At 37.9% G+C, this 1,436-nt stretch carries 1 protein-coding gene and 1 pseudogene; one reads left to right on the forward strand and one right to left on the reverse strand.

Features of this window, described 5'->3' with window-relative positions:
• Positions 1–194 (forward strand): annotated as a pseudogene (locus F607_RS32250) (IS3 family transposase); the annotation flags it as partial.
• 6 nt (positions 195–200) lie between these two features.
• On the opposite strand, the gene F607_RS32255 reads toward F607_RS32250, so the two are convergent.
• Complete coding sequence (locus F607_RS32255) at positions 201–908, reverse strand: type I restriction enzyme HsdR N-terminal domain-containing protein (RefSeq protein ID WP_051311891.1); 708 nt, start codon at positions 906–908, stop codon at positions 201–203.
• Positions 909–1,436: the final 528 nt, after the last annotated feature.

The following is a 1,436-nucleotide window of genomic DNA, read 5'->3' on the forward strand; positions in this document are numbered from 1 at the left end:
ATAGTGGGATTCAGTTTGTGCCCCCTCAAGCACGCCATGAAGGCAAAGACCACGCTATTTTGGAAAACCGTAAGGTGGTATATGAAAAAGCAAAACTGGCCAATCCAAGACGCTGGACAGGTCAAACACGTAATTGGAATCGAATTGAAAGGGTTTGGCTTAATCCTGATAACAATCAAATGCTAAATCATTAGTGTAGGTTAGTTGATGCGACAACTATCTTGACAAACAGCGTTATAGTCCTTTTCCCCAAAGTCAAGAGACATAGCATATTCTTTCTCCGCGGTCACTATAGTGCTTGTGGAATACAAGCCATCTTCTACTTTCATGACATGGTTTGTATTCACTGCCAAAGCAATATGCGAAAATCCTTCTTTAGCTCCAAGCATCCGCAAATGAAGACCATAATCAGGATAAAAGTTAACGACATCAGGGTGAGCTTTAATTTCAGGATTCAATATACGCGACAACAACTCCCATGATTCACCAATACTTTGAAGTTTGAATTTAAGAATAGGATCAAACCGCTTGATACTGTAAAGAACAAATTCTTTTCCATTGCATAAAGCAAACAGCTCAGCACGCACCTCTGGATGAATAGCGTAGCTATAAGCTTGTTCAACATGCTTGCTTTTTGTTATTTCCTCACCTGGTGCTTTAGCATCTAGCACCCAATATGGCTTGCCTTCTGATAGAAATAGATAATCTGGAACAATGGAAACTTTACGTTGTTGAGAACCTAGTGCCACATAAGGGTGGACGAGGCTCCTACTTCTAACCACTCGAGAGTCACCTGAAACTGTATATCCCAAAGCTTTAACGATGGGCAACACAAGTTCCTCCCGAACAGAGTCTTCTTTAAATTCTGGATCGTCTAATGCAGAAAAATCAAAATTTTCGAAAATCATGAAAGAACTCTAACGTTGAAGCTGTGCAGAGCAAACGAAGCGCAGCTAAGTTTGCCTCAGAACGATCGCCTTGTTATGCTCTGACCGCAATGTTTAACCTTTTGTATTCAGCAATTACAACTGGCATACTAATAACTGAGGGGAAAGTACCACTATGTACAATTGAATTGTAATCCCTGCAGCCTTTTTCAGTTAACAAAGCTAGTCGTTTTTTAAATAGTATTTCAACACTAACTCCATTTGGTAAAATATGCCAAGCAGCTCTTTGCTTCCAAGATGATATTGAATTTTAGTTTATCTAGTTAATAATAAAGGAGATTTTGTTTTTTAAAAGGGTATTACAAGTCTAATTAAAGCACTAATCTTAATAATTTATGAAGCTTATTTGACTAATAACTTATTATTAGTAACAAAATATTGAGTCGCCTCAGACCTCAGGGCAATCGCATATAAATTTACACCGAACAAATTAGCTTCATTAAATATTCATGATCCCAACCAGCAGAGAGTCTCTTATTTTTTATTCCA

Source organism: Zooshikella ganghwensis DSM 15267, assembly GCF_000428585.1.
Lineage (GTDB): Bacteria > Pseudomonadota > Gammaproteobacteria > Pseudomonadales > Zooshikellaceae > Zooshikella > Zooshikella ganghwensis.

Coding starts and splice junctions, on each gene's coding strand:
- F607_RS32255 (WP_051311891.1), bottom strand. CDS start 908: ATGATTTTCGAAAATTTTGATTTTTCTGCATTAGACGATCCAGAATTT.